Source organism: Brevundimonas sp. (genome assembly GCF_032107865.1).
Lineage (GTDB): Bacteria > Pseudomonadota > Alphaproteobacteria > Caulobacterales > Caulobacteraceae > Brevundimonas.
In genome coordinates this window covers 1-4,584 of sequence record NZ_DAMCNG010000205.1, presented here as the reverse complement: position 1 = coordinate 4,584, position 4,584 = coordinate 1, and the positions used below count along the sequence as shown (strand labels likewise).

At 69.1% G+C, this 4,584-nt stretch carries 6 protein-coding genes; all 6 read right to left on the bottom strand.

The window, feature by feature from the left end:
- Nucleotides 1-92: 92 nt before the first annotated feature.
- Nucleotides 93-638, bottom strand: coding sequence for a chemotaxis protein CheD (locus RT567_RS13775; RefSeq protein ID WP_313576853.1), 546 nt, complete (start codon nt 636-638; stop codon nt 93-95).
- Nucleotides 635-1,024: a response regulator gene (locus RT567_RS13770; RefSeq protein WP_313576852.1), complete on the bottom strand. Its 390-nt coding sequence runs from the start codon at nt 1,022-1,024 to the stop codon at nt 635-637. Before RT567_RS13770 ends, RT567_RS13775 begins: the two co-directional genes overlap by 4 nt.
- An 8-nt stretch (nt 1,025-1,032) precedes the next feature.
- Nucleotides 1,033-1,998, bottom strand: coding sequence for a chemotaxis response regulator protein-glutamate methylesterase (locus RT567_RS13765; protein ID WP_313576851.1), 966 nt, complete (start codon nt 1,996-1,998; stop codon nt 1,033-1,035).
- Entirely contained in the window at nt 1,995-2,861 is an 867-nt protein-coding gene (locus RT567_RS13760; protein WP_313576850.1) for a protein-glutamate O-methyltransferase, read from the bottom strand. Before RT567_RS13760 ends, RT567_RS13765 begins: the two co-directional genes overlap by 4 nt.
- Nucleotides 2,858-3,343, bottom strand: coding sequence for a chemotaxis protein CheW (locus tag RT567_RS13755; protein ID WP_200168005.1), 486 nt, complete (start codon nt 3,341-3,343; stop codon nt 2,858-2,860). The genes RT567_RS13760 and RT567_RS13755 overlap by 4 nt, the downstream gene beginning before the upstream one ends.
- 4 nt (nt 3,344-3,347) lie before the next feature.
- A partial coding sequence (locus RT567_RS13750; RefSeq protein ID WP_313576849.1) for a chemotaxis protein CheA occupies nt 3,348-4,584 on the bottom strand: 1,237 nt, incomplete at its 5' end.

The window sequence follows — 4,584 nt, the reverse complement described above, 5'->3', positions numbered from 1 at the left end:
CCAGGCCGCCCGCCGCCTCGATCTCGGCGCGGATGTCGGCCAGCTCCGCCGCCATGGCGGCCAACAGGTCGCGGTTGTCGTTCTCGCCCATGTCAGAAGAGCTCCAGATCGCCGGTCGCGACGGACGGCGGCGGCGGTGTCGCGGGCGGCAGGGTCGCGCCGTCCGTCACCACGCGCTGACGCGCCCGACCGCTGACCGGCCAATAGTGTATGCGGCGCCCGCCCGCGCCTCTCAGGCTACGGCTGACGACGGGGATGCCCTCGTCGGCCAGGAATTTCTCGGCGAAGTCGGCGTTGGCGGCGCCCACGTCGCTGAGACTGTCGAACATGCGGCCGCCGCCGAACAGCTTGGCCTCCAGCCGGTCGCGTCGCCCGCCCGCCTTCAGCACGTCGTTGATCAGCACTTCCATCAGATAGGCGCCGTAGCGGCGGCTGGCGTCCGTTCCCGCCCCCGAACCCTCGGGTAGCAGGAAGTGGTTCATGCCGCCCACCCCGGCCGCCGGATCGCGCAGGCACAAGGCCACGCAGCTGCCCAGAACCGTCGTCAGCACGACGTCGGGATCGGACGACACACAGTGATCGCCCTGCCCCACGTGCAGACGCCGCTCGACCGGCTGCTGAGCGGCCGCGCCGATCACGTCAGCGTGCCGAAGACCGCTTCCAGCTTTTCTTTCAGCTGGGCGGTGGTGAACGGTTTGACCAGATAGTTGTTCACGCCGAACTGCACGGCGCGCTGGACCAGCTCGCGGTCAGCCCGGCCGGTCAGCATGATGAAGGCCGTCTTGGAGATCGGAGGGTGCGCCCGGATGGCCCGCAGCAGGCTGAGCCCGTCCAGGTTCGGCATGTTGAAGTCCGAGATCACCAGGTGGACCGGCTGCACCAGCAGGGAGCGCAGGGCCGCCTCGCCGTCGGGCGCCTCCTCGATTTCGCGCACCCCGATCTGCTGCAGACTGGCGCGGACAAGTGAGCGCATCGTCAGCTGATCATCGACGACAAGGGTGCGAATGGCGGAAGCGGCGGGCATGAACGTCCTTACGCGACAGACTGAGGCGCGGCCGAACGGGCGGCGCAGGATTCGAGAATGGCCGGGGCCATGCGGGACAGGGGCAGCTGGCGCTCGACGGCGCCCAGCTCAAAGGCGGCGCGCGGCATGCCGTAAACGACGCAGGACGCCTCATCCTGCCCCAGGGTGCGAGCGCCGGCCTGGCGCATGGCCAGCAGGCCCTTGGCCCCGTCCTTGCCCATGCCGGTCAGGATGACGCCCGTCATCGGGCGACCCAGTTGGGCGACCGAGCCGAACAGCACGTCGACCGAAGGGCGGTGGCCGTTGACCGGATCGGCGGCGATCAGGCGGCAACGCCCGCCCGAGACGGCCAGATGAGCCTCGCCGCCCGGCGCGATGTAGACATGGCCCGGCTTCAGCGGCGCGCCGTCCTCGGCCTCGCTGACCGTGGCGGCCGAGACCTTGTTCAGACGGGCGGCGAAGCTCTTGGTGAAGCTGGCGGGCATGTGCTGGGACGATCCGATCGCCAGCACATGGTTGGGGTCGGCGTGATAGACGCCCTCGTGCCCCCGGACCGCGCGATCCTCCAGCGGACGAACGCGAGACCGCGCGGCGATCTTCACCTTCTCGGCCAGATCGCCGAAGGCCTCGGCGGCGGGCACGCCCGGCGCGGGCTTGGCCACGGCGTCGACCGCCCCGACCTCCAGCGCGGCCAGTGTCACGTCGGTCCCCGCCTGCGTCAGGGTCGAGACCATGACCACCGGCATGGGCCGCAGCCGCATGATCTTCTCCAGGAACTCCAGCCCGTTCATATTGGGCATCTCGACGTCCAGGGTGATGACGTCGGGGTTCAGCTCCTTGATCTTCGTGCGCGCCTCCAGCGGATCGGCGGCCGTGCCGACCACGTTGATCTCCGGATCGCGGCGCAGGACGGCGCTGATCAGGCTGCGCATGGTGGCGCTGTCGTCCACCACCAGGACCGAGACCGCGCTCATGCCCCCGCTCCCTTGACGTAGGTGGTCAGTCCTGCGGGTTGCAGCAGATGGGCCGCCGGGCCTGTCACCCGCTCCGAATGGCCGATGTAGAGGACGCCGCCGGGGTTCAGGATCGGCGTGAAGCGGCCCCAGACCCGTTCCTGGGTCGCGTCGTCGAAATAGATGACCACGTTGCGGCAGAAGATGACGTCGAAGCGGCCGCGCATCGGCCAGTCGCCGATCAGGTTCAGCTCTTTGAACGTCACCAGACGGCGCAGCGTGGCGTCGGCGCTGAACCGGCCGGGGGCGCCTGCAACGGGTGCGAAATGCTTGCGCGATGCGGCCGGGACAGGGGCCAGAAGGTCGTCGGAATAGACGCCCGCCGCGCCCTCGGCGACCATGTTGGGGTCGATGTCGGTGGCCAGGATGCGCACGTCCAGTTCGGCGGCTTCCGGCAGAACGTCCAGCACCGTCATCGCCATGGAATACGGCTCCTGCCCGTTCGAACAGGCGGCGGACCACAGGCGCACGCGCCCGCCCGCCCGCGCCTTGGCGGCCAGTTCCGGCATCACCTTGTCGCGCAGGTGATCGAAGTGGTGCGGCTCGCGGTAGAAGCGGGTGACGTTGGTGGTCAGGGCCGCCATCATCGCCTGACGCTCGTCCACGCCCTCCACCCCGTCGATCAGGGCGCAGTAGTCGCGGAAGCTGCGCAGTCCCAGCACGCGCAACCGCTTGGCCAGGCGCGAATAGACCAGCGCGGCCTTGCCTTCGCTGAGGGCGATGCCTGCGTGGGCGTGCAGGGTCTGGGCGATGTGGCGGAAGTCCTCGGCCGTGAAGACGAACTCGCCTTCGACCAGAGCCTCCCGCCCGGCGACGGTCGTCATGCCGCTGCAGCCTCGCTTTCCGGCAGGACGTGGTCCAGGTCGATCAGGCTGATCATGCGGCCGCCTTCGACGGCGAAGATGCCCTTCACGAAGGACTTCACCTGGTCGCTGGCCACGTCCGGCGTCGGCTGGATGGCTGCGTCCGACAGTTGCACGATGTCCGACACGGCATCGACCAGCAGGCCGACCAGGCGCGAACCGACATGGGCCACCATGATGACGTGGCGCTCGGTCGGCTCGTTCGTGGCCAGGCCGAAACGCGCGCCCAGGTCGATGATCGGCAGCACCACGCCGCGCAGGTTGATGACGCCCTTCATATAGGCGGGCGAGCGCGGCAGGGGCGTAGCCGGGGTCCAGCCGCGGATCTCGCGCACGCTCATGATGTCGACGCAGAATTCCTGCTCGCCGATGCGGAAGGCGATCAGTTCGCGGTCGGTCCCGGCGACGTTCGGGGTCAGGGTCTGTTGTTCAGTCGGGGTCATGGTCTCAGCTCGCCATTTGCAGGTCGGAACGCGACGGGGTTCGGGAACGCTTGGCGGTCACAAGGGCGTCGATGTCGAGGATCAGGGCCACGCGGCCGTCGCCCAGAATGGTGGCGGCGGCCACGCCCTCGACGTGGCGATAGTGGGTTTCCAGGCTCTTGATGACGACCTGGCGCTGGCCGTGGATGGCGTCGACCAGCAGGGCCGCGCGCTGGCGGCTTTCGGTCTCGACGATCATCACCACCCCGCCCTTCAGCTCGGTCGGGGTGTCGCGGAAGCCCATGACCAGGCCGACATCCACCAAGGGCACGAAGGCCTCACGGAAACGCAGCACGGGATCAACGCCGCCGACGTAGTGGATGTCGCCCTCGTTCGGCGTCAGGCTCTCGACGATGGCGGCGAGCGGCGCGACCAGGGTCTGTTCGGCGGCCCCGACCACCATGCCGTCCAGCACCGCCAGCGTCAGCGGCAGGCTGAGGGTGAAGGTCGAGCCCTTGCCGGGAATCGAGCTGATGGAGATGCGTCCTCCCAGCGACTGGATCGAGCGCCGCACCACGTCCATGCCGACGCCGCGGCCCGACAGGTCCGACACCTCGGTCGCGGTCGAGAAGCCGGGCAGGAAGATCAGGTTGTCGATCTCGTCGTCGGTCAGCACCGCATCCTCGGCGATCAGGCCGCGCTCGACGGCGATGCCCTTCACGCGCGGACGATTGATGCCCTTGCCGTCGTCGGAAATCTCGATGACGATCCGGCCCGAGCGATGCAGGGCCGCCAAACGCACCGTGCCCTCGGCCGGCTTGCCCGCCGCCAGACGGTCCTCGGGGTTTTCCAGCCCGTGATCGATGGCGTTGCGCAGCATGTGGGTGATCGGCTCGGCCAGGCGTTCGACCACGGTCTTGTCGACCTCGGTGTCCTCGCCGGACGTGACCAGCTTGACCTTCTTGCCGGTGGCCTCGGCCGCCTCGCGCACCAGGCGCGGCATACGCTGGAACACCGACTTCACCGGCTGGGCGCGGATGGCCATGACGCTGTCCTGAATCTCGCGCGTCAGCAGTTCCAGGTCTTCCAGACCCAGGCCGATGTCGGACGAACGGGCCAGGCCGCTCTCGGTCACGCGCTGGGCCAGCATGGCCTGCTGGATGACCAGCTCCCCGACCGCATTGATCAGGCGATCCACCCGCTCCAGATCGACGCGGATGGTCACGGGCGCCGCGGCGGCCGGGGCCGTCGCCTGCACGGGC

Excerpts from the sequence above, each read along its gene's own strand:
- RT567_RS13770 (WP_313576852.1), bottom strand. The coding sequence starts at position 1,024 with ATGCCCGCCGCTTCCGCCATTCGCACCCTTGTCGTCGATGATCAGCTG.
- RT567_RS13765 (WP_313576851.1), bottom strand. The coding sequence starts at position 1,998 with ATGAGCGCGGTCTCGGTCCTGGTGGTGGACGACAGCGCCACCATGCGC.
- RT567_RS13760 (WP_313576850.1), bottom strand. The coding sequence starts at position 2,861 with ATGACGACCGTCGCCGGGCGGGAGGCTCTGGTCGAAGGCGAGTTCGTC.
- RT567_RS13755 (WP_200168005.1), bottom strand. The coding sequence starts at position 3,343 with ATGACCCCGACTGAACAACAGACCCTGACCCCGAACGTCGCCGGGACC.